Below are 21,720 nucleotides of genomic sequence, written 5' to 3'. Positions count from 1 at the left end.
TGCGTCAAATCCTTGATGCTAGGAGAACTACGAACCGTTAGCGTCGGCTAGAGTTGTGGCAGCCTCACTGCCCACCACAATGGTACGATCTACCACCGGATCATCTGCGGCCACCACCCCGTCACGCACGCTGATGATGCGCTGGGCATGCTGGGCCACGTCATGCTCGTGGGTGACGAGGATGACGGTGATGCCCTGTTCGCTATTCAGGCGTTGGAAGATACTCATGATCTCCTCGCCGGTGCGCGTGTCGAGCGCCCCAGTCGGTTCGTCGGCCATGATGATGCGCGGGTTGTTCACCAGTGCACGCGCAATCGCGACGCGCTGCTGCTGGCCGCCCGAAAGCTCGTTGGGTTTGTGGTGCATCCGCGAACCCATTCCCACGGCTTCGAGCGCCGCTTTGGCCCGTTCGTGGCGGCTGCCGCGATTGCCTCCATAGAGCATGGGCAGTTCTACATTGCGCAGCGCACTGGTGCGCTGGAGCAACATGTATTGTTGAAAGACGAAACCGATCTTCTCGTTGCGGATGGCGGCCAACTCGTTGTCATCGAGATCACCGACATCCACACCATCGAGCAGGTAGCTGCCGTTACTCGGCTGATCGAGGCAGCCGATGATATTCATCAGCGTACTCTTGCCACTGCCCGATGGCCCCATAATCGCTACCATCTCACCCTCGTGGATGGTGAGTGAGACCCCGCGTAGGGCGTGAACCTCGACATCGCCCATACGGTAGACCTTGGCCAGATCGCGGACTACAATCAGATCGCTCATCGCCCTTGCCCCATCGGGTTAAAGGTGCTGACTACATCCTGGAGCAGCACGGCTTCACCCGCACTCAGGCCACTCAGAATCTCGACGACCTCGCTATTGCTCAGGCCCAGCGTCACATCACGGCGAATGCTGGCTGGCTCGAAGCTGGCCGTGCCGCCACTCACCACCGCCTTGGGCTGCCCCGTCGGATCGAAGACCAGCACATAGCTCTGACCGTTCTCGCTACGCACGGCGCGCCGGGGCACCAGCAGCGCATCGTTCTTCTCGCTGGTGACAATCGCCACCACAGCGGTCATGCCGGGGCGTACCCCCGTGCTGTCGGCATCCAGATCAACCGTGACGGCATACGTGGTGGTGCCCTGGTCACTGCGGGTGGCTTGGGGGGCAATCGCACTGATGGTGCCGCCAATTTCGCTGCCGGGTAGCGCATCGAGGGTGATCCGCACGCGCTGACCGATCTGAATCTCGGCGATGTCGAGTTCATCAATCGGCACATCAATATGGAAGCTGCGCAGATCAACAATCGCAATCGTTGAAGAGGCATCAGCCGTCTCACCGATATTCATATCCACACTCGCCACCGTCGCCGCAAAGGGCGCACTCAGCGTTGCCAGATCGAGATTGCGTTGCGCCTGCTTAACGGCAATCTCGGCTCGCAGCACCGCCGTCTCACGAGTTGTCAGGTTCGCCTGGCTCGGATCGGCGGTCAGTTTCTCCAGGCTGGCCTGCGCAATGCTGATGCTCGACTGACTGGCGGCCAGCGTACTATTGCGGTTGGCCCCGATCAGTTGATCGAGTTGGGCCTGGGCGCGCTGCACTGCCGCCCGCGCATCGGCCAGTTCTTCCGTCTTGGCCCCGGCCAAGAGCTTATCGCGGCTACTGATCGCACTCTGAAGGCTGGCCTCATTGGTGCGGTTAGTGTTAATCTCATCGCGCACCGCCTGATCGTAGGCTACCTGCGCCGACTGCAAGGCCGCCTCAGCATCCTTGACGCTGCGCATGGCCTGGGTCTCCAGATCCTTACGATCCTGGGCCAGTTCACGCGGCTGTTGTTCGAGTTCGCGGTTCTCCCAATAGATCCGGCTATACTCGTCCTGTGCGTTACGCAGTGCATTAGCGCGGGTCTCCAGATCAATACGGGCACGCTCTTTGGTGGCAGCCAGGTTCACCCGCCCCTGATCGAGCGCACTCTGGGCACGCTGCACCTGCTCATTCGCGGCGTCCAGTTCATCACTGGCTGGCCCGGCCATCAGCCGGTCGAGGCGCGCCTGGGCACTGGCCAGATCGGCGCGGGCGGCGGCAATATCGGCACTACTCACACTACTCACCGTTTGCTGATACTGGCTGCGGGCCTGCGCCAGACGGGCGCGGGCTTCAGCCAGATCCGACTCGTTGGCTCCGGCGAGCAGATCCTCATACTCGGCCTGAGCTTGGCGCAGATCGGCATGCGCCTGATCGAGGCTCAGTTGCAGGCTGACACTATCTACCCGTGCCAATGGCGCATCCTTCGCCACCACATCGCCCGGCTTGACCAAAATCTCACTAATTGTCCCATTCTGACTAAAGCGCAGTTGGGCCTCGGCTGCCGGCTCAATATTCCCCGTTGCACTTACCGTCGAGGCAATCGTCCCACTCGCCACCTCCACCGTCTGCCAGCCTTCTGGCAGCGTCCCCGCCACTGGCGGTTTGGGACTCAACAAGAAGAACCCAGCCGCACACGCCCCCACTACCAGCAGAACCCCGCCAATAATGAAGATCAGGCGGCGTCCATTGCGTCTCTGTTTACGCTTCGTTTCGGCGCTTGCCATCGCCAATACTCCGTTCTATACCATCATCCCGTATGAGGATGCACGACTCGCCCTATGCGACGAATCAGGGCCGATTTGGGTTGCATCAACATACTGTATATCATAGAAGATCCGCCTTAAGGAGGATGTTACCGGGGTATGACCGGGCGGTAAGCATGTGTGACTCGTAACTATTCACACTTCCCCTCGCATTCCGGTTTTGACGCAAAGGCGCAAAGCCTTCAACAAAACCTTTGCGTCAACAAAAGGTTTCTTTTACCCCAAGTGTGAACAGTTACGTGACTCGTTCTTTGTGCGATTTCGCGCTATAATACCGAACACCTACCTATATGGATCATACACATGCATACCGACCTCTTGCGGCGCTGTCAATACTTCGCCGATCTCCCCGATCAGACGCTCACGGCTGCTTCGGCAGCGGCCCAACTACGGCGCGTACCCACTGGGGACTTCATCTTCCGCCAGGGTGAACCAGCCAGCCACTTCTACGTGCTTGCAGCGGGTAATGCGCGGCTCAGCCAGATCAGCCCAGAGGGGCGGCAGATCATTATGGGCCTGATCGGGCCACCGATTGAGATCGGCATCATCTCCGCCATCCAGGGCGCAGTCTATCCGCTCGATCTGCAAGCCACCCAGGATTGTCAGGCGTTGGCGTGGGAACACCACACGCTCCTACGCCTCTTTGAAGCCCACCCGATGCTGGCGCTACGCGCCTTGCGCATGGTCTCTGGGCGCTTTGTCGAGTTACAGGATCGTTACCGCGAACTCGCCACCGAGCGGGTGGAGCGCCGCCTTGCGCGAGCGCTGCTGCGTCTCGTCACCCAATCGGGTCGCCCCGATGGGGATGATGTGACGATTGCGCTGCCGCTGGCGCGCCAGGATCTGGCCGAGCTGACTGGCACGACGCTCTACACCGTTAGCCGCACCCTGAGCGTCTGGGAGAGCAGCGGGATCATCCGCAGTGGCCGCGAGCGGGTGACGCTCTGCGATCTGCCCCGGTTGAGTGAGATTGCTGAGGGGTGAGCGTGTCCGGTTTAGTGTCCGCAGATTACGCACCCGATGATATGTCCGCAGATTACGCAGATTACGCAGATTTTTTAGGGTAAAATAAAAAACAATCTGCGCAATCTGCGTCATCTGCGGATAACACGATGCGCCCCTACACCAACCGATTCTCCATGAGGCGGCGCTGAAAGGCGGCTGAACCCGCGTAGGGTGTTGTCACTCTGCGCAGCCGCGCAGTGAAGGCTGCCTGCTGCCCCTGATGCACGGCGAGTTCGCGCAGTTCGATCAGCAGCGCCACACCCTGATCGTAGCCACTCGCGGTACGTTTCGCCAACAATGCGACGATATTTGCCCAGATCGCCTCCTCGCGCTGGGCGAGATCGGCAAGCCGCGCCAGTCGCGCCTTCTCGATAGCCTCCTGCTGAAGTTTGATACGCAGTTGCTGCTGCTGTTGCGCAGCCGCCTGGAGTTCCCGAAACATACGGCGCGGCGCAGTCGAGACTGTGGGCTTGTTGACCCCACCAACCTCGCGCAGTCGGCGCAGTAGCTCAATGCCAACGCGGCTCTCACCGCGAGCCACGCGCAGCAGCAAGGCGTTACGCTCGGCTTCGGGGAGCAGACCTACCCAATCTTCGAGCGGCTCATTGTCGTTGGTTGTAGCGAGATTGGGACTAGCTTCAGCCGCTGCGGCGATTAGATCGCGGTCTATCGCAAAGAACTCAACAAACGCATTGAGTGCCGCGTCAAGCTGCTTCAACCCCGCTGGCACAGGTGGTTCAAGCAGGGAATCAGCATCTGCATTCTCATCTTCATATGTAGCAGCACCCTCATCCTCTTCATATTCATCATCATCCTGGTATCCTGCCTGATTTGCTGCACAGCACAACCAGAAGAGGTAGAGCATACGCATATCACCCCGCAGCATGGCATCACGCAGGGGTATGAGCGGATCGAGCAACCCTTCGCCTTCGATCCAGCCATAGCCCCCCTCCTCGCGGATTTCCAGATTGAGGATCAGATGATCGGATGTGGTCAGGAGATCGCCGACATAGCTCTCTTCGTCGCCGAGCAGGTACGGTTGAATCTGCGCGGCTTCGATGGCCGCCTTGGGGAAGCGCATAGCCAGTTGCTTTGAACCCCAATTGGCGATATAGAGTAGGATATCGAAATACTCATCAAGTACATCCATGGGATCGCTACGAAAACTACCATAGGAGTAGTTGAAGGCTGCCCGACTCGAACTGAGTACCACGCGGCTAGAGAGTTTACGGATCTCTGCCATCTGCGTGCTACTGAGAAGGCGATCTACCGTCTGGAATTCGTAGTATTGATACTCACTCATTGTGGGTGATCCTTTGTTGGGGTCGCTACGCCGCTACTAAGGATTTTACCCGATGATATGTCCACAGATGACGCAGATGACGCAGATGACGCAGATTTCTTAGGATAAAACAAAAAAATAATCTGCGCAATCTGCGCAATCTGCGGATAAACAACCCGCTACACCCCGGTAGAGTGTCCGCAGATGACGCAGATGACGCAGATTTCTTAGGATAAAACAAAAAATAATCTGCGCAATCTGCGCAATCTGCGGATAAACAACCCGCTACACCCCGGTAGAGTGTCCGCAGATGACGCAGATGACGCAGATTTCTTAGGATAAAACAAAAAATAATCTGCGCAATCTGCGGATAAACAACCCGCTACGCCCCCGCCATCATCGCGGCGACATCCTCTTCCGCGCTGCCGATGCCCTTGATCGCGAAGTTCTCGACCAGGAACGCCGCGACGTTCGGCGAGAGAAATGCGGGTAGGGTTGGGCCGAGCCGAATGCCCTTCACACCGAGGTGCAGCAGTGAGAGCAGCACGAGCACGGCCTTCTGCTCGTACCAGGCGATGTCATACGAGATCGGCAGTTCGTTGATGTGCTTGGCACCCACCGCGTTAGCCAACGCCTGGGCGACCACCACGAGTGAGTAGGAGTCGTTGCACTGGCCAGCGTCGAGAACACGCGGGAAGCCCCCGATGCTGCCGAGGTTGAGCTTGTTGTAGCGATACTTAGCACAGCCAGCGGTCAGAATAATCGTATCGTTGGGCAACTGCTCGGCAACTTCGGTGTAGTACTCGCGCTCCTTCTGCCGCCCGTCACACCCGGCCATCACCACGAAGCGCTTGATCGCCCCGCTCTGCACCGCTTCCAGTACCGCGCCTGCGTTGTCGAGCACCGCCTTGCGCGCAAAACCGACCATAATGCTGCCGGTCTCCAACTCCAACGGGGGCTGCGATTCGAGCGCCATCTCGATTAGCGGGCTGAAGTCCTTCTGGCCACCCGGCGCACGCTCCGCAATGTGCGCGAGACCACTAAAACCGACCATCCCGGTGGTGAAGATGCGCTCACGATAGCTGTCGCGGGGTGTCTGGATACAGTTGGTGGTCATCAGAATTGGCCCATTGAAGGCGGCGAAATCGCGCTGCTGATCCCACCAAGCACCGCCATAGTTTCCAGCCAAGTGTGGGAACGCCTTGAGTACCGGGTAGGCGTGGGCCGGCAACATCTCACCGTGGGTATAGACCAGCACGCCGCTGCCCTCGGTCTGGCGCAGCAGATCGTGGAGGTCGAGCAGATCGTGGCCACTGACGAGGATGCCCGGCGCACCCGCACGCACTCCGAGGTTCACACTGGTTGGTTCGGGGTCGCCAAAACGCCCGGTGTTGGCCGCATCGAGCAGCGCCATCGCTTGCACGCCCAATTCACCACAGCGCATGGAGAGCTGAATGAGATCATTCAACCCCAAATCATCATTGAGCGTAGCGGCCAAACCCTGGTGTACGAAGGCGAGCAGGTTAGGATCGCCATGATCGAGCACATAGGCATGATCGCAGTAGGCGGCCAAGCCCTTCAGCCCATAGGTGAGCAGCTCGCGCATAGACTGAATATCGGGGTCGGAGTGCTGATTGAGCGTGGAGGAGACTTGCGCACCGAGCGCCACATAGGCTTCGATGTCGCCATCGGCGGGCTGGGCGGCGGCGGCGGGCAGCGGATTCTTACACTCAAGGCCAGCGGCGTGGCGAGCGGTATGAACCCAGCTACGCAGCGCCTCGCGGCGGACAAAAGTCTCTCTGGTCAGTTGGTAGATGCGCTCAGCATCAAAATTGACATTGGTGAGCGTGGCGAAGAGCGCCTGGGCCATAAAGAGGTCGGTTGCGGGATCGGTAACACCACTCGCTTGGCCGTGCACCGCAACGGCGGCAAGCCCCTTGAGGGCATAGAGCAGGTAATCTTGCAGATGAGCGACTCGCTCATCCTTCCCGCAGGTTCCGCGCACGAGGCATCCGGTATTCTTCGTCGTCTCTTGGCACTGGTAACAAAACATGATCGCGCTACTCCCCTTCAGAATATGGTCTACTCTGAATTCAGGATAGCGCGATCAAAAGGAGAGATCGTTGCGCTAGAGCAAAGAGGAAGGGCGCACTGCGCCCCTATACCGGCAACGCTGTCCCAATAATCCGCTCAAGCTGCGCACCCGCCTCGCCCAGCCCCTCGCCGGGGCGCACCGCCGCCAACAGGATGTGGCCCGCTGCACTCCGGGTGAGCAACAACCGTTGACCCGGCCCGATATAGGCTGCCATCCCCGACGTATTCCCCAACGCGACCCCAATCACCGCGAGGCTTGTCGCAACTAACGGTGCCGAGACCGGCATCCCCGACATAATCGAAGCCCCATCCGAACGTACCAGCGCCCCCCCGGAGAGTGCTGGACAATCGGCGAGAATCTGGTCGAGCCGCAGATCAGCGGGAGCATGCGGCGGCGGTGCCAACTCCCCCTCGTCGCGGCGGCGTGCTGCTTCGAGCAAGAGAGTCTCGGCTTCGGCCTCCATCGTCATTGGTGCCTCCTCGGCGCCCCCAGAGACGGTGAACATGCCGTCGGCCCATTGGGCCACCCGGAAGATCGCCTCCTCGTCGGTATGCTCGTTACAGCGGGCACCCACCACCAGACCTTCAATGATCCAGATCCGGGCGGTACCATTGCCACGGCTCGCCGTAATGGTCACCGTCCGCTGCTCCTGACAAAGCGTCTGGATCAGCGCGGCTGGGCTGATAAGTGCAAAGCTGCCTTGGAGAAACATCCTGCTCCCCTTCTACTGCTACATGGGTCTGGCAATCTGGATCTCGTTATGTGTCTACGTAGTAGGGTGTGCAGGTGACACGATGATCTGCGCAGATCCAGATTGAGTGCCCTGCCCCTGCTCCCTAATACGTGCTCTCGCTTCTACAGCCGTCGCGCCATCTCAATCGTCTCGTGGGCGGCATTGATCCAGACCTCAGGGAAACGTGTGGAGTCAGTCATCCAACTCATAAATGCCTCAAGCGCATGTGGGACACCGTTCCGGTCATCGGCGACGGCTGAAGCGATCAGCCCACCACAGTTGGGCATGACGGTGCGCCACTCCTGGCCCACACGGGCATAGAAGGCATTATCGAGCGCAACCAGATTGGCATCGTTAATACTCGCCCGCCGCTCTTCGGCTAAGACCCGCGCTGTCTCGGAGAGTTTCAGGTAGCGCTCCTGATTGTATGGCCGGGCCTGGGTCAGATCTTCGGTCATAAGGATCAAGTGGCATTCCATGAACCACTGTGGCATCCCACGCCGTGCCATCAGCCGCGTCAGCCAGCGTACCTGTTGGTTGATACTCTCCTGCCCCTCATCAAGCAACGACGCAATCCAGCAGCCATCACTCCACGAGAAACGCCGCCCCTTGAGTCCGTAACGCAACTCCATAAATGGGAAGAGCTTATCAATCCGCCGATGCGAGCGGAAGACCGCCTTGATCTCTTCCATATCGTTGGTGATTGGGTGATTCCCGCCCAACGGATTGATCAGCATGACCAACTCACTGATCGGGTTGTCATTGATCGGGTAGATCTGGCCGATCATCTGCTCAATGCCATCGAGCGTCTCGTAGGCCGCTTCAAGCACCTGCTGACGTACCTCAGGCGTAAACTGGAGCGCATCCATCTGAGCGGCGAACTGTGGCCAACGGGTCTGCCCCCACGCATTAAAACTGTTGAAAAAACTCAGCCCAGCGCCTTCGCGTAGTTGCACCGACCAACCCACCTTTGTCGCAAAGGCGTCGCCACCCATGTACCATGTGGCCAGCGCATAGGCGGTTCCGAGCAGCGAGCGCGGCATCTGGAGCGAACGCATCCGAATATGCTCGGCCAGTACCTCCGCACTCAACTCAAGTGCCGGAATCTCACGCGCATGCATGGCCACAAACGACATGTCATGGCGGATCATCGCCTGCTTGCGCAGATCGGCTGCCCACAGCGCTTGTACCACCGGATCGCCCGATTGGGCAATCGCATACTCGAAGCTATCGTAGACAACCGTCAGACCACGCAGTAGGGCGGCGTAGCTTACTGGGTCAACCTTCTCAGTTGTAAAGAAGGTCAACTCACCAATCCGCACATTCTGGTCGTAACTAGAGGCTTGAAGGCTCTCGATGATCGGGGTCGCCTGTTGCATAGGGCACCTCTCCCGGTATCTCTCTAGGGGCATGTGGCCCCAAGACTATCGTATAGATAACCCATCGGATCTAGATCGTGCGTCGTACCTGGGCTACCACCGCGTTCATGGCTGCTTTGAGCGTATCGAATACCCCACTCCCCCGCAGTGCCGATGCCTCAAAACAAGGCCGATTCAGCACGTCAAGTTGGCGTCGCAACTCCGCTGCCGACATCACATGCGGCATGTCGCGCTTGTTGAGCTGCACAATGATCGGGAAGGTGTTAATATCGTACCCCAGTTCAATCAGGTGCTGCTCCATGGTGAACCAAGACTCCTGGTTTTCGGCCAAGCGCCCGGCCTGCGAGTCAACCACAAAGACGATCCCATCAGTCCCTTGCAGAATCAGCCGACGACTGGCTGCATAATAGACCTGACCCGGTACGGTGTAGAGCTTAAATTTGGGTTTGAGGTTATTCACCTTCCCCATCTCAAGTTGAAGAAAATCGAAGAGCAGCGTGCGCTCCTGTTGAGTCTTGAGTGAGATCAGCCGCCCCCGCAAATTGGCTGGGGTTCGTGCGTGAATATACTGAAGATTGGTCGTCTTGCCACTCAACGCGGCACCGTAGTAGACGATCTTGAGATTGAGTTCGCCAATAGCCCAGTTGATAAACATGGCAGCCTCGCAGTTTTACCAGATGTTGTCGAGCTGCGCGGCAAACGAGCGCTCGAAATCTTCGGAGATCGCGTCGGGAGGTGGTACCATTGCCGCACTCCCCACGATTGCGAGGATGCGATCATTGGCCCGTTTAATCGCTAAGCGCGACCAGCCTAGCGGTACATCCCGCGAGGTCGAGACAAGTAGAATGAGGGCCTCACCAACCCGCGAGATCAGAATAGTCTGGTCTTCATGCTCCTGTACGATCAGGTTGCAGGCCCGCTTGCCTCCCAGCAAACGTCCTACCTCTAGGGTTGCCATCATATCACCGGCGGCGAGTGCTGCGACACTCCCCACATCGGTCTCATTCTCGGCATCCCAACTCACAATATCCAGACCGCTCAGATCGCCCAGGAAGGCGAAGCGCACATCAGCCTGCTGTCCAAATTGCGCCAAGAGCTGACGTAGCTCCTGGAGTTGTGCGGCGGAGAGAACAAGCTGCGAACGTGCCATTACGTCCTCCTAGAGAGACTCTCGTTAGGACTTACGAGTGTCAATGAGATCACTACCGAATATGCGATCAAACTCATTGTTGAGTGACTCCGTCAATTCAGCCGCGATCACGTCACCGACATTACCTTCAACGATGCGCATATGACTAAGCTGATCAGCACTGCGCTTCAATTGTAACCAAACATAGCCAAGTTTTGGGCTGACAAACTCTTTGTCAAAGATGAGTGCCAGTAGGCGATAATTTCCGGCATTGGTGGCATAGAGATCAAAATGCTCACCCTCAAGCACACTCAGATGGCGTGTATTCGGATCATGCAGCGCCCGTCCGAGTTCAAATGAATTTCCAAAACTGCCTGCGATCAACGACGATACCGCATCTAACTCCAACTTCGACGGGTCGCCGCGTTGGGTGATCAGGTTGCCGATATAGTCGGTATACAGCACCAACTGGGCTTTGGTCTGCCAGCGCAAGACATCCAACAAGACCTGGACATCGCTTATCGTGGCGGCGGGTCGGCCCTGGTGCTCAGGGTCATCAATCAAGTGCAAGCCGAGTGCCTTGCTGACTGCGAACACGAACGCATCAGAACTCTCTGGGACGACCGCCAGGGTGTAGCCGCGCCACCGGACATCCTGAAGCAATTGCTCCGGGGTCTCGGCTGGGTGGAAGAAGAGCGCCCGCAGATGCGTACTCCGCGTGCGCAACCGTGTCACCAAGTTGAGTGATTCATCTGAGAGCGGGGCAACCAGTAAATGGAACTGGCGTCGCCCAGCATGGAACTGGGCCACAGGTACCGTCCGCGCCACGGTCACCGTGATCGTGACTCCCTGTTGGCTGGCAATACGCAGCAGCGCCTCAGACCAGGCGCTGCTATGGGCAGTATCGGTTTCAAACATCAGAATGCTGTAGCGCATAACGCTCAACCTTACGGCGCTCAGCCCGTGCTGCTCTCGATAGTTGGTAACTGGAAGGTGAAGGTACAGCCCTGTTCGGGTTCACCCTCGGCCCAGATGCTTCCATCGTGTTGCTCAATAACCGCCTTGGCGATCGTGAGTCCGAGGCCACGGCCTGAAACTCCCATATGCTCGGTGGTTGCAGCCCGGTAAAATGGATCAAAGATTTGGGCCAGCTCGTCGGGCCGCAAACCGGGGCCGCTGTCTTTAATTTGAACGATAACCATCTTGCCCTCTTGCTTCGCTGAAACACGAATATGAGCACCTGATGGGCTATATTTGATCGCATTGTCAATCAGTGCTGAGATGGCCCGGCCCAGACCCTCCTCCGAACCATACACTCTGGGGAGCTTGGCTTGAATATCGGTCTCAACCTCTTGGCCGCGCCGTCCAAACTCGGCATATTGGGTGCCTACCGCAGCCTCAATCAGTAAATCGAGCCGCAACATCACCCGGTTATCGCCGGTCTGGAGCCGAATTTGCCCAAGTGAGAGCAGATCGTTGACCAACATGGTCAGTTCACTGTTCAGGCGTACCACTTGGCCAATCAGCCGCGATTGTTGTTCGTTTAGTTCACCGGCTGCGGGTACTCGCGTGATCAATTCGCGTAACTCGCGCAACGGTACCCGAATAATATTTGAGAAGTTTGCCAAAAAGCTCTCGTTACGCTCACTCTCTGGAACGATAGCTGCTGCTGGTGCTGCCACCACCACAGGCTCTGGTCGCTCCGCTTTGCTCTGTGGGCGTAACACAAACGCCCATAACCCTTGCGAAAAGCCAATCACCGAAGCGCTGGCTTGTCTCCCATTCGGTAGTTCGATCTCCTGTGCCTCGACCGCATCCTCCATCAACGCTTCGGCTAAGAGCGATGAGAGACACGCGGCGCCACTAGCGATCAGCGGCTGCCCTTTGGTGTTGTGATCAATCCCTAACAGTTCCGCCATCGCCGGGGTATAGTCGGTCACTTGACCACGCCCATCCACCAGCATGATCGCGTCATCAAGGTGGGTAAGTAACGAACCCAGTTCACGGACAATATGGCTGCCATCACGGGTGCTTGTCGAACGGTTGGCGGTTGCCGTTGCCAGTGTTCGTGCCGTCTTACTCCCGTTCTCATTGCTGCGGCTGGCTGTGCTGCTGGCTATCTCGCTCATATTGAGCGCGATGAGGCTTGCGATCCCACTCAGGAGCGCCTGACCTGGTGTCGGTATCGGGCGCGGGCTGGCAACCAGCAACAATCCCCCTACGCGCTCATTGCGCAGCAACGGGACTGCCGTCAGAACGTTGTTGCCCATCCAACTGGCGATCCCCTGCAACCCACTGTGGGGTGCTGAGGTCGCGGTTCCTACGCGCCCCCGATGAATGACATTGGCGATCATACCGGGGGTTTGAACCGTGCATGGAGCCGGAATCGGCCCTCCTTCGCTCGCTAACGGTATGAACTGATGCTGATCTCCGTCAAGATGCCCCAGTATTGCGCGTTGGATTCCCATCTCCTGAAAGAGTTGGCGCACCTCTTGGATACTCAGCAGTGCCTCTGCCCCACTGCGATTAGCCATTGCCACGGCCAAATGGAGCCAGCGACTCTCATTCGGCATGAGCGCATGGCGATCCGTTTCAGTGAGTTGGAGTTCTCCGATCAATGTCGCGGCGAGGCGTGCGACATAGGCTCGCTGTACCTCGGCTTCGACCAGATCACGCATCGAATATTCGTGGTCACTGAGCTGTGCCAGCACCAGCGCCGCACGATCAACATACTCCGGGTCGGTGATGATCTGGGTGCGGTAGTGCCCCGATTCAGCCCAGGTCAGCAGGGCACTGGCACCCTGCTGACCTGCAATCACCAGAAATGGCGCACTCCCGAAACCTTCCGCTAGTACGATGGCGTCGGTAGGTGTATGCTTCCCAACCGATAGTCTTCCGCCAATGAAGCAGCCCGCCCGCATATCTGGCGGGCGGCTGCGCATGAGCATCACGGCAAGATCACGCACCTGATCCAATTCGAGCAGACAGCCTTTTGGACCCAATCCCAGCAGCGCAGGCAGGGAGAAGTTTTCAGCGCTGGACATGAGTTACTCCATCGGCTGCGATCAGGCGTTCTGGTTCATCTGTTCAGCGACAATGCGGGCGATTTGGCGTATATCGCCCTGGAAGTAGAAGCCATTCTGTACCCGATTGCGCAGATCGTCACGATCCCAGAAGGCGAAGCCGCCATACATGAAGAACGGTCGCGGGGCTGGCAGTTGGGCGATGATCTGGCTGGCGGCGATCAGGCCATTGGCGGCGGCAACTGTGGCTGCCGAGAGCGCCAAGACCTGTGGGTTGAGTTGGGCGACCATCTCTTCGATGGTCGAGTTGGGCACATTCTGCCCCAGGTAGATCACATGGAATCCGCCCCAACGCAGGAAGAGGCTGATCATGATCGCCCCGATCTCGTGCAACTCTCCCTGGGCACATGCCACAATTGCGGTTGGCCCATTGATGTGATCGGTTGATGTGTTGAAGAGACTGAGCAACTTGCTCTGCACGAAGCGGCTACTAAAGTGCTCGGAGGCTACACTGACTTCGCCACGGTGCCAGCCGTTCCCGATCTCAACCTGCACCGGTGTGAGCAACTCATTACAGATCTGCTCTGGTGAGTAGATCCCAACCGCCTCACTCCAGACCTGTTCGGCTGCCTGCTGGTCGTAGGCGACCAAGGCACTAAAGAGGCGCTGGCGCAATACTGGCCAACTGCGCACACTCGGCCCCTCGGCGGGTGGTGCGGCTGCCGGGCCTGTGCCCCCCGGCCCACTGCGGCCAGGTGCCTTCATCCATGTCGGTAGCCCGAAGGTTGTGGACTGGTTGTGCTGCGGTGCCAGAATTGATGGACGGGGCGGCAAGGTGGGTGCCGATGGCATAATCGGCATGGGCGGAGCCGCTGGGCTTCCTGGTGTCGCTGGGCTGGTCGGGAAGACCCCACTCGCCGGCTGGCTGGGGAAGCTCGGTTGGCTGGGCTGCGTGTAGGCCGGAGCCGCCGGTGGTGTGTAGGCCGGAGCCGCAGGCGGCGTGTAGGCTGGTGCCGCCGGTGGCGTATAGGCCGGTGCCGCCGGTGGCGTGTAGGCCGGTGCCGCAGGCGGCGTGTAGGCCGGTGCCGCCGCTGATGCTGGTGCTATCGCGGCTGATGGGTTTGCCTCGATCACCTGCTCCAGCATGGCCGCAATCCCTACCGTTGCGGTGGTGGTCAGCGACTTCTCTGGATCATATTCAGGCTGACCGACCAACAATACCCCCCACGGTGAACCACTCACAAAGAGCGGAATCGCCGACATGGAGTTGGCATTGTTGAAGAGCGCCTGCTCAGGATCACTTGGCTGGAGCCGATTCAGGATCAGGCTACCTTTGGTAAATGCTTGACCAGCGGCACCCGTATTGATCGGCTGGTTTGGGGGGCGCTGGGCATTCCCCCAGGCAACCGGAACCAGCGTGGTGCCCTCCGCACGGTAGAGAACCTCGCCCAAGGTTCCGCAGTAGCGTCGCAACACCTTCATCGCCTCTGGCCCCATCGTGTCGAGGCCAAACGAAGGAATCGAGAGCAGCGCGTGGATGTCGGGCATGTCAATCAGACAGCCCAGCAGCTCGAGCCGATGCGCCTCCGGGTGGGTCACGAGGCTGTAGGACAAGTGTCCCCAGCGCGCCTGGTTCGCCATCGCGTCACGCTCGGCGGTGACGGTGGCACCCTTCCCGCTCGCGAGGCTCAAGAGCAGGCTGGCCCGGCTTACCACGCGCTCATCAGTCGTTAGTACGCCATCGAACAGATACCGCCGCGCTCCTCCATCTGCCCGATCCTGGCTCGCATGCGCGATCAGCGCCCCCCAGAACCCTGGGCTATCTACGACCAAGAACCACTCCTGGCTCATTGGTGCGCCCGGTGGTACCGAAACGAATGTCACTCCAGGGATGTCCGGTGGTGCCACATCCGCCTCGCCATAGACCGTCACACTTTGGCAATACGGAGCTAACTGCGCGATCCGTCCCTGGTGCATCCGAAAGAGCGAGAAGCGCAGCGTCCCCAGCATGACCTGTGCACTGCGACCCTGCTCTTGTGCCATCAATTCCATCTGCCGACCAATGACGATCAGCTCATCAGCCTGACGACGCCAATGCTGTTCGGCGGGGATGTGGCTTACCAGCTTGGCGAGAGAAGGGCCTACGGCGCTTCGCGGTGTGACGGCGTTTGTCGGTTGGGTCATTGCCATCTCCTCAGGCACTCACTACCTGCACTTGACGCATTGTATGATGAAGCGGGGGATCGTACCATCCCTACTGGATGCCCCTACACCAGATCTATCGTGTGATTCGCTCTGGGCTGGGTTCCGTCAGGCACGAACTGTGGCGGCACTGATCGGGGACGTAGTCGTTGGGTTCGCTGATCACAGCGGACTCTTGGGAACGAGGTACTGATCCCAGAGGGTATTATTGCTGCTTTCTATTACACACGAAGATTGTCATTATCGGTGTTAGTGCTACGCAAGACTTCCGTTAGGGTTGCGTTAGGGCCGGTTATATGCTATGTTGATCGGTACTATTTGTGGCACCGAGACGCGCCAATCTCGCTGCCGCCTATCGTAGAGAGTCAGCGATGACAAGCCAGAATCTACCCATATCACCACCACTTGTCGAGCGCACATGGCACCCAACCTTGGAGTCGCTCTTCCATTGCTGGCAACATTTTTTCTTCTCCCACCGTAACCCCGCAACCTTGGATCTCGATCTTCTAAAGGTGCTCACTGAGGCGACTCAGGCTGATTATGCTGCGTTCATGCAGTATGATCCTGAACGCAGCATGCTGTCTGTGTCCGCAGAACTGGGCGTTCCTCCACCAACCCCACTGTCGCCGACAATCCATGTCGGGGCGGGTGTCGCTGGCTGGGTTGCCCAGCAGTGTCGTCCGATCCTATTCCCGCACAATCCCGACTTACCTGCGTCGCTTGTTGCCGAGATCGAACAACATGCGTTGCGTTCGGTGCTCTGTGTGCCGATGGTAATCGGTGATCAGGTGCATGGGGTGCTCTACCTCGCTCGTACCGCAGCTATCCAGCACGATTTTACCTGCGACGACCTCTGGTTTGTCTCACTGATCGCTGAGCGTCAGACGGCGGCACTCTTACTCATGGAGGATGATATCGAGCGCCGTCGCTTGGAGGCCCAACTAGCCCAGTCGGCGAAGATTGCCTCGTTGGGCGTGATGGCGGGTGGGATCGCCCACGAGATCCGTAATCCGTTGGCGATCATCGCCGCGAGTGCCCAGTTGCTCGAAGATCATCCTGATGACCCCGACCTACGCCAACAGTGTGTCCAAAAAATTGTCACGTCGGCCCAACGCGCCTCATTAATTATTGAACAATTGCTCAAATTTTCCCATCCACCCCAAGAACGATTCCGTCCACTCAATATCCATGCCACGCTCGAAGATACGTTTAATCTGTTGAGTCACCAAATGCTGGTCTCACAGGTGACTTTGAGACGTGACTTTTCACCGGATGTTCCACGTCTCTATGGCAATCCAGAACTGCTTCAGCAGGTCTTTACCAATCTCATCCTGAATGCTTGTAACGCGATGCCCCAAGGTGGGCAACTGACGGTTACTACGCGCTTGAGCGGAGATCATGTCGAACTGCGCTTTTGCGATACTGGCCATGGCATTACCAAAGAACATGCCGCTAAGATCTTTGACCCCTTCTTTACGACACGAACCGTTGGTAAGGGAACAGGGCTTGGTCTTTCGATCAGTTATAGCATTATTCAGCAGCATCAGGGCACACTTGAGGTTGTAAGCGAGCCAGACAAAGGTGCTACCTTTGTCATTCGACTACCGGTGAGCGATTAAGAGGGATTATGCATATTCTCATCATTGATGATGAACCAGATCTCTGTTGGGCGCTTGAGCGTATGTTGAAGGCCGATGGTGTGACTGTGACTGCGGTGGGTTCGGGGGCTGCCGCACTCGATTTTGTCGTGCAGTATGACGTTACCATAGCCTTCATTGATGCGATTTTGCCCGATAGTCATGGGATTCATCTTGCCCAGCAGATCCATGCGCTCAGCCCACAGACCCGCATGGTAATGATGTCGGGTTACTATTATGAAGAGGACTGGTGTCGTAGCCACGTGCCGCTTGTTGGGTTTTTAGCCAAACCCTTCTTGCGTACCGATGTTCAAGCGATGCTCCAGCACGTGTTTGCCGATGAGACTCAACAGCAGGAGGCTTGGGTATGGCATACATCCTGCTAGTTGATGATGAGGATGATCTGCTTTGGGTGGTTGGGCGATCACTCTATGATGATGGGCATACGGTGCGTATGGCCCATGATGGCGATGAGGCACTGGACATGGCCCAGCGCCAACGCCCCGATCTGATCGTTCTTGATGTGGCGATGCCTAAAATGGATGGCTTTGCGTTGTGCCATACCTTGCATACCCGCAGTAATCTGGCCGATGTGCCGATCCTCTTTCTTACCGGACGTAATACGATTGAAGATCGTCTGCGTGGCTTTGAAGAGGGTGCCGATGACTATCTGACCAAGCCATTCGATCTGCGTGAATTGAAGGCTCGGATTAAGGTGTTGTTGCGCCGTAGCCCCAATAATCCCCACCTCAGTTCTCGTACTGCGGTGCTACGGGCAGGCAATCTGACTCTCGATCTGCACACATGCCAAGCTGAAGTCGCTGGCGCTCCGGTCCAACTTACGCCTGCCGAGTTTGATCTGCTTGGCTACCTCATGCGCCACCCCAACGAGGTCTGCTCAAGTGAACGTCTGCTGCGTGAAGTCTGGAATTATACCCCTGAGACAGCCGAGCCAGGTTTGGTTCGCTGGCATGTGATGAATCTGCGTGCGAAGATCGAACCCGATCCGCGCCACCCGGTTCATATCTGTACCGTTCCGCGCCATGGCTATATCCTGCGTACCGAACAGGTGGCCTAAATCTTGGCACTACAGACAGGATTTGGGCCATTGGAATGCCCTCGCCCTGTCTTCATTTTTATCTTTTCCTAACGTAAACCTAACAGAACGCTTGCACAGCCCTAACAGCTAGGGTGCCTATTTTGCGGTCTAATAACCTTGGGTAGCGCACCCAACAGTTCCCGCTATACGTTTACGAGGAGGTTTGGTATGGCAGTCGAGAAGGTCAACGCATCTAGCAGCCTGGCCGAAGTCGTGGATCGCATCCTAGACAAAGGTATCGTTATTGACGCTTGGGTCCGCGTGTCCTTGGTGGGCATCGAGCTGCTCGCGGTTGAGGCCCGCATCGTCATCGCCGGTGTAGATACGTATCTCAAGTATGCTGAGGCCGTCGGTCTAACCGCATCGTCCTCTGCCGCCGCTTAGTGCGCTCGGTGGTGTGCCAATTGAAGTTGCGCGCTCACTTCCATTGGCACATCGCCACTTGAGACCATCAAGATGTTCGTGTGTAGTCTCTGGATCATCTGCTATCTCGTCAAAGGAGACGTGCGGTGAGAGCTTCTCGTTCCCGTTCCGCCGAAGTGCGTAAGGCTGCCGAGCAACAACTCGAAGCCTACCGATCCTCCCGGCAGCAGGCTGTCGCTGAACAGCGGCAACTTCTTGAGCGCCAGGCCGCTGAGTTGCAGGCGACGGTGGCGGATACCCTCGCCGACGTCAGTGCCGATTTGGCTGCCCAGGCCCAGGCCCAACGTGATCAGCTTCAGGCTGGCCGTACCGCGTTGCGTGATGATGTGGCGACAATGCTCCGTACCAATACCGAGACACTGGTTGCGCAGGCTCAGTCCAAGCGTGAAGAACTTCATGCCAATATGGCTGCGCTGCGTGCCGATGTGATGGGGATGCGGGCTGATGTGGCGGCCCTCCGCCAGAGCAATAGCGCTGAGTTGGCTACCCAAGCCCAAGCCCAGCGTGAATCTTTGTATGCCGATTGTATGGCCTTGCGCGATGGGGTGACAACCTTGCGCCGAGCTAATAGTGATGATGTGGCGGCGATGGCGCGTGCGCAGCGTGAGGCGCTTGATGCGCGTATGGCTGCGTTGCGTGCCGATGTGGCGGCGATGCGCCGTAGCAATAGTGATGATCTTTCTGCCCAGGCTCAGTCCAAGCGTGCAGAACTTCATGCCAATATGGCTGCGCTACGTGCCGATGTGCGCATGATGCTGCAAACTGAACGGGCGACCTTAAACGCCCAGACGCAAGCTAAACGTGAAGAACTTCAGGCTACGATGATTGCCCTGCGTGCCGATGTGGCCCAGTTACGTGCCGATGTAGCCCAGTTGCGCCGTACCAATAGCGCGGATCTGGACGCTCAGGCGCAGGCTCAGCGTACTCAGCTTGAGGCTGAGATGGCTGCGTTGCATGATGATGTCTCCTCAATGATCACGACGATCAGTCGTGAACGTCACGCAAGTGCCACCGCCGCCCAGTCCCAGCGGGTGACTGAGTTGCACGCTCGGCGTCAGGATGTGATGGGCTACCTGGCAACCTTGCAAGCCCAGCGCGCTGAAATGGCGGCGGCTCAGGCGGCTGAGTTGTATCGCCAACGCCAGGAGCGTATTCGTGGTATGGCCGCGATCCTCTCCTACCCACCCACGCCCCAGCCAACGGCACCGGCGGTTGCATCCAATTCGCTGGCACCAGATCCAACCCCAGCCGAATCCGCCCCTGCGGAGCCTGATTCAGTTGCACTACCTGCGTCCGCTCTGGTTGTTTCTGAGGTAGCTGAGCCGCTCCCTGAGGTTGAACCTATCGTCGTCGAGACGGTTCAGGCTACACCAGCCGAGGCTCAACCTGATCTCGACGAGGATATTGTTGCTGATGTGCAGGCCAAACGTGCCGCGATCTTGAAGGTGCTTGAACAGGGGATGCATGATGATGCCCAGCAGCAGCAACTGCATGGCTTAGTCTCCGCCTTGGTGACCCAGGTTCAGCCCTTTTTGGCGAAGGCAACCGCGCATCTTGACCAGATCACTATTGATGAGCGCACACACTATGGTGAGGTGGTGAGCGAACTTCAACATGATGTCGAGATGCTGACGCATGAGTTGGAGGCGGTGCCCTGGCCTTCCGTCCCGGCGCAGCGCGAGATCTTCTTGCTGATGATCGAGGATGTTCGGCGTCAGATGCTGCCACTCTATCAGGCAATGAGTGCGGCGGTGCTCACCCTGCATGGCGATACCGTCCCCAAGTCGCCGCGTGCGGCTGAGGAATCCGCTGATCTGCCACTCACCCGTACCTACCGTGATAATCTGACCACGATCCACGGTATTGGCCCGGCACTCCAACAGCGCTTAGAACGCGCCGGGATCTCGACCTACATCCAACTTGCGCTGAGTACCCCTGAGGATCTGCGTAAGGCGCTTGGTGATGCCGGACGGCTGGCCAATGTTGAAGATTGGATCGTTCAGGCGCGTAGCCTTGCCGGTATGTCCGATTAAATCGCATCTCTACATCGGGTAACTACCAGGAGGCAGGGATGGTGGAGTTCATCATCCTTGCCTCCTTCCGAGAATTGGAATGGTTGTTTGCCTGTCGTGATCAGTGAGGAACCCCATGACCGCCCCAGCACGTACTATGACTGAGCAGAGCCGCGCTACGATTGCTCTGCGCCCCAGTGCCGGTTTTGTTGCCACCCAAGCGACCCAGGATCTGACAGAGCGTGCGGTCATCTACCTGCAAGCCGGTTATCCGATCCACTTTCGTGGCCCGGCTGGGACTGGCAAGACAACCCTGGCGCTCCATGTTGCTGCCCAGATCGGCCGCCCGGTCATGCTGATTGTCGGTGATGAGGAGTTTTCGGCCTCAGACCTGATCGGTGGCCAGCATGGCTATCGCTACCGACGGGTGGTGGATCGCTTCATCCACTCGGTGGTGAAGTACGAGGAGAATGCGGTTCAGCAGTGGGTAGATAATCGCCTCACAACCGCCTGTCGTGAGGGGTATACCCTGATCTATGATGAGTTTACCCGCTCACGCCCAGAGGCGAATAATGTGTTGCTCACGGTGCTTGAGGAGCGTATGCTGGTTCTGCCTACCGCGAGCCGCGATGAATCCTATATTCGGGTACATCCAGAGTTCCGTGCGATCTTCACGAGTAACCCCCAGGAGTATGCTGGGGTGCATGAGACTCAGGACGCCCTGAATGATCGCCTGATCACGATAGATCTCGATTTTTATGATCTCGAAACTGAGGCGATGATCGTTGCCACCGCCTCCGGTATTGATCCCGACGACTCGCTCCGGGTTGTGAGCCTGATTCATGCCTACCGGGAGACGGGCGCCTTCACTCAGATGCCGACGATGCGGGCTGGTATGATGATTGCGCGTATTATGGCGCTTCAAGGAATGCGCCCGACGACCCAAGATCCGCGCTTTGTCGCGGTCTGCCTCGATATTCTCGAATCGAAGCGCACCTTTGCCAGCCGTGATCAGGATCTGCGCCTACAGCATCGGCGTCTCTTGATGGAACTGATCACGACCCATTGTGTGTGATTTCT

Annotated in this window: 18 protein-coding genes; 7 read left to right on the top strand and 11 right to left on the bottom strand. The window is 58.0% G+C overall.

The genetic code is table 11. The features are described 5' to 3' along the window. Positions 1-27 precede the first annotated feature (27 nt). Both EKD03_RS08590 and EKD03_RS08585 read right to left on the bottom strand, forming a co-directional pair. Complete coding sequence (locus EKD03_RS08590; RefSeq protein WP_129629596.1) at positions 28-774, bottom strand: ABC transporter ATP-binding protein; 747 nt, start codon at positions 772-774, stop codon at positions 28-30. Beyond that, positions 771-2,582: an efflux RND transporter periplasmic adaptor subunit gene (locus tag EKD03_RS08585; RefSeq protein WP_129629594.1), complete on the bottom strand. Its 1,812-nt coding sequence runs from the start codon at positions 2,580-2,582 to the stop codon at positions 771-773. Before EKD03_RS08585 ends, EKD03_RS08590 begins: the two co-directional genes overlap by 4 nt. A 342-nt stretch (positions 2,583-2,924) precedes the next feature. Here EKD03_RS08585 and EKD03_RS08580 point away from each other — a divergent pair, with 342 nt between their 5' ends. Beyond that, positions 2,925-3,605: a Crp/Fnr family transcriptional regulator gene (locus tag EKD03_RS08580; RefSeq protein WP_129629592.1), complete on the top strand. Its 681-nt coding sequence runs from the start codon at positions 2,925-2,927 to the stop codon at positions 3,603-3,605. A gap of 136 nt (positions 3,606-3,741) precedes the next feature. Here EKD03_RS08580 and EKD03_RS08575 read toward each other — a convergent pair whose 3' ends face one another. From EKD03_RS08575 to EKD03_RS08535, 9 genes are all read right to left on the bottom strand, one after another. Further along, positions 3,742-4,929, bottom strand: coding sequence for a hypothetical protein (locus EKD03_RS08575; RefSeq protein WP_129629590.1), 1,188 nt, complete (start codon positions 4,927-4,929; stop codon positions 3,742-3,744). Between the two features lie 361 nt (positions 4,930-5,290). Beyond that, a complete protein-coding gene (hcp, locus tag EKD03_RS08570) occupies positions 5,291-6,961 on the bottom strand; it encodes a hydroxylamine reductase (protein WP_129629588.1) in 1,671 nt (556 codons plus the stop codon). A 106-nt stretch (positions 6,962-7,067) separates the two neighbouring features. Next, positions 7,068-7,715: a DUF4388 domain-containing protein gene (locus EKD03_RS08565; protein WP_129629587.1), complete on the bottom strand. Its 648-nt coding sequence runs from the start codon at positions 7,713-7,715 to the stop codon at positions 7,068-7,070. 143 nt (positions 7,716-7,858) lie between these two features. Continuing rightward, positions 7,859-9,115: a biliverdin-producing heme oxygenase gene (locus EKD03_RS08560; RefSeq protein WP_161569218.1), complete on the bottom strand. Its 1,257-nt coding sequence runs from the start codon at positions 9,113-9,115 to the stop codon at positions 7,859-7,861. A gap of 70 nt (positions 9,116-9,185) precedes the next feature. Next, a complete protein-coding gene (locus EKD03_RS08555; RefSeq protein ID WP_129629584.1) occupies positions 9,186-9,770 on the bottom strand; it encodes a GTP-binding protein in 585 nt (194 codons plus the stop codon). A gap of 15 nt (positions 9,771-9,785) precedes the next feature. Further along, a complete protein-coding gene (locus EKD03_RS08550; RefSeq protein WP_129629582.1) occupies positions 9,786-10,265 on the bottom strand; it encodes a roadblock/LC7 domain-containing protein in 480 nt (159 codons plus the stop codon). A 24-nt stretch (positions 10,266-10,289) separates the two neighbouring features. Next, positions 10,290-11,180, bottom strand: coding sequence for a roadblock/LC7 domain-containing protein (locus tag EKD03_RS08545; protein ID WP_129629580.1), 891 nt, complete (start codon positions 11,178-11,180; stop codon positions 10,290-10,292). A 20-nt stretch (positions 11,181-11,200) separates the two neighbouring features. Then, complete coding sequence (locus EKD03_RS08540) at positions 11,201-13,288, bottom strand: sensor histidine kinase (protein ID WP_129629578.1); 2,088 nt, start codon at positions 13,286-13,288, stop codon at positions 11,201-11,203. Between the two features lie 21 nt (positions 13,289-13,309). Then, positions 13,310-15,451, bottom strand: coding sequence for a B12-binding domain-containing protein (locus tag EKD03_RS08535; RefSeq protein ID WP_129629576.1), 2,142 nt, complete (start codon positions 15,449-15,451; stop codon positions 13,310-13,312). Between the two features lie 389 nt (positions 15,452-15,840). Here EKD03_RS08535 and EKD03_RS08530 point away from each other — a divergent pair, with 389 nt between their 5' ends. The 6 genes from EKD03_RS08530 to gvpN all read left to right on the top strand — a co-directional run bounded on the left by EKD03_RS08530 (position 15,841) and on the right by gvpN (position 21,715). After that, positions 15,841-17,088, top strand: a complete 1,248-nt coding sequence (locus EKD03_RS08530; RefSeq protein ID WP_129629574.1) for an ATP-binding protein — start codon at positions 15,841-15,843, stop codon at positions 17,086-17,088. 8 nt (positions 17,089-17,096) lie between these two features. Then, positions 17,097-17,492: a response regulator gene (locus tag EKD03_RS08525; protein WP_129629572.1), complete on the top strand. Its 396-nt coding sequence runs from the start codon at positions 17,097-17,099 to the stop codon at positions 17,490-17,492. Next, on the top strand, positions 17,474-18,184 hold the full coding sequence (locus EKD03_RS08520; protein WP_129629569.1) for a response regulator transcription factor: 711 nt from the start codon (positions 17,474-17,476) through the stop codon (positions 18,182-18,184). Before EKD03_RS08525 ends, EKD03_RS08520 begins: the two co-directional genes overlap by 19 nt. 189 nt (positions 18,185-18,373) lie before the next feature. Beyond that, positions 18,374-18,589, top strand: a complete 216-nt coding sequence (gene gvpA / locus EKD03_RS08515) for a gas vesicle structural protein GvpA (protein ID WP_129629567.1) — start codon at positions 18,374-18,376, stop codon at positions 18,587-18,589. A gap of 125 nt (positions 18,590-18,714) precedes the next feature. Continuing rightward, positions 18,715-20,661, top strand: coding sequence for a hypothetical protein (locus EKD03_RS08510; RefSeq protein WP_129629565.1), 1,947 nt, complete (start codon positions 18,715-18,717; stop codon positions 20,659-20,661). Positions 20,662-20,776: 115 nt separating this feature from the next. Further along, positions 20,777-21,715: a gas vesicle protein GvpN gene (gene gvpN, locus EKD03_RS08505; RefSeq protein ID WP_238613446.1), complete on the top strand. Its 939-nt coding sequence runs from the start codon at positions 20,777-20,779 to the stop codon at positions 21,713-21,715. Positions 21,716-21,720 lie beyond the last annotated feature (5 nt).

Origin of the sequence: Candidatus Oscillochloris fontis, assembly GCF_004138135.1 — a bacterium.
GTDB lineage: Bacteria > Chloroflexota > Chloroflexia > Chloroflexales > Chloroflexaceae > Oscillochloris > Oscillochloris fontis.
This window is presented reverse-complemented; position numbering and strand designations above follow the sequence as displayed.

What these genes read in the sequence shown, in the direction of transcription:
- EKD03_RS08590 (WP_129629596.1), bottom strand. Translation starts at nt 774, where the DNA reads ATGAGCGATCTGATTGTAGTCCGCGATCTGGCCAAGGTCTACCGTATG.
- EKD03_RS08585 (WP_129629594.1), bottom strand. Translation starts at nt 2,582, where the DNA reads ATGGCAAGCGCCGAAACGAAGCGTAAACAGAGACGCAATGGACGCCGC.
- EKD03_RS08580 (WP_129629592.1), top strand. Translation starts at nt 2,925, where the DNA reads ATGCATACCGACCTCTTGCGGCGCTGTCAATACTTCGCCGATCTCCCC.
- EKD03_RS08575 (WP_129629590.1), bottom strand. Translation starts at nt 4,929, where the DNA reads ATGAGTGAGTATCAATACTACGAATTCCAGACGGTAGATCGCCTTCTC.
- hcp (WP_129629588.1), bottom strand. Translation starts at nt 6,961, where the DNA reads ATGTTTTGTTACCAGTGCCAAGAGACGACGAAGAATACCGGATGCCTC.
- EKD03_RS08565 (WP_129629587.1), bottom strand. Translation starts at nt 7,715, where the DNA reads ATGTTTCTCCAAGGCAGCTTTGCACTTATCAGCCCAGCCGCGCTGATC.
- EKD03_RS08560 (WP_161569218.1), bottom strand. Translation starts at nt 9,115, where the DNA reads ATGCAACAGGCGACCCCGATCATCGAGAGCCTTCAAGCCTCTAGTTAC.
- EKD03_RS08555 (WP_129629584.1), bottom strand. Translation starts at nt 9,770, where the DNA reads ATGTTTATCAACTGGGCTATTGGCGAACTCAATCTCAAGATCGTCTAC.
- EKD03_RS08550 (WP_129629582.1), bottom strand. Translation starts at nt 10,265, where the DNA reads ATGGCACGTTCGCAGCTTGTTCTCTCCGCCGCACAACTCCAGGAGCTA.
- EKD03_RS08545 (WP_129629580.1), bottom strand. Translation starts at nt 11,180, where the DNA reads ATGCGCTACAGCATTCTGATGTTTGAAACCGATACTGCCCATAGCAGC.
- EKD03_RS08540 (WP_129629578.1), bottom strand. Translation starts at nt 13,288, where the DNA reads ATGTCCAGCGCTGAAAACTTCTCCCTGCCTGCGCTGCTGGGATTGGGT.
- EKD03_RS08535 (WP_129629576.1), bottom strand. Translation starts at nt 15,451, where the DNA reads ATGACCCAACCGACAAACGCCGTCACACCGCGAAGCGCCGTAGGCCCT.
- EKD03_RS08530 (WP_129629574.1), top strand. Translation starts at nt 15,841, where the DNA reads ATGACAAGCCAGAATCTACCCATATCACCACCACTTGTCGAGCGCACA.
- EKD03_RS08525 (WP_129629572.1), top strand. Translation starts at nt 17,097, where the DNA reads ATGCATATTCTCATCATTGATGATGAACCAGATCTCTGTTGGGCGCTT.
- EKD03_RS08520 (WP_129629569.1), top strand. Translation starts at nt 17,474, where the DNA reads ATGGCATACATCCTGCTAGTTGATGATGAGGATGATCTGCTTTGGGTG.
- gvpA (WP_129629567.1), top strand. Translation starts at nt 18,374, where the DNA reads ATGGCAGTCGAGAAGGTCAACGCATCTAGCAGCCTGGCCGAAGTCGTG.
- gvpN (WP_238613446.1), top strand. Translation starts at nt 20,777, where the DNA reads ATGACCGCCCCAGCACGTACTATGACTGAGCAGAGCCGCGCTACGATT.